Origin of the sequence: Candidatus Clostridium helianthi, assembly GCF_045310795.1 — a bacterium.
In the GTDB taxonomy this organism is placed as follows: domain Bacteria; phylum Bacillota; class Clostridia; order Clostridiales; family Clostridiaceae; genus Clostridium; species Clostridium helianthi.
The window spans coordinates 1-863 of record NZ_JBJIAB010000108.1 but is presented as its reverse complement, the minus strand read 5'-3'; the positions used below and the strand labels follow the sequence as shown (position 1 = coordinate 863).

Here is an 863-nt window from a genome sequence, read left to right as displayed (position 1 = left end):
ATTGCTGAATTTGTCCAAGTTGAATATATTTCGCATGAAGCAACATTTTTAATGTAATCTTTAAAAGGTACTTTATAATTTGGTGCTGATGGATCATCAGGAACTCCTTGATGAACAATAATATATTCTGGTACTATAGGTTGAGGTAATACAACTCCTGAGGTTGGCGGTGGCAGTGGTTTCTCTGGATCCTCTGGTATCTTAGGAGGATAATCTCCGTTCAAAGTATTGGGTGGTATATTTATAACTTCTTGTCTCATACCTCCTCTTCCTAAATTGTTTTCTAAATTAACTACTTGATAAGCAATTTGAGTAGGAAATACTTGACATCCCCTTATTATTACTGTATCGAATCCATCTCTTTCTACAGTTAGATCATATAAACTATATGGCATCTGATTAATATTCGGATCTAAAGAATATTCTACAGGTGGTGCTGGCAGCTCTACTATTTGAGTTAGTCCAACTACATCTGTAACTAACTCAATATTATTAACATTTTCAAAACCTGTTGTTCCACTAACAGTTATCCTAGCACCACCAATGGGAATATAATCATCACCTCTGAAGCATTGAATCTTTAATCCACCAACGTCTGCTCTAAGATTTCCATTACTTCTATTACTCATAGATTTCCTCTTTTTATTTTTTTTCATAATATTATATTGTCTAAGAGTATTATTTGTTACTACCATTTCTTTCGGTTTTACATATCGCCTAGATAAAATAGCATTTAAGTCAGCTTGAAGTAAATTGAAACTATTAAGTGCACATACTTCTCCATAGCCCCATAATGGATTGGGATACGTTACATCTGTACGTCTTCTCTGAGCACCTTTTAATAAATAATATTTCAATCTTAG

1 pseudogene is annotated in these 863 nt (G+C 33.4%); it reads right to left on the bottom strand.

Features of this window, described 5'->3' with window-relative positions:
- Positions 1-863 (bottom strand): annotated as a pseudogene (locus ACJDTP_RS27380) (S8 family serine peptidase); the annotation flags it as partial.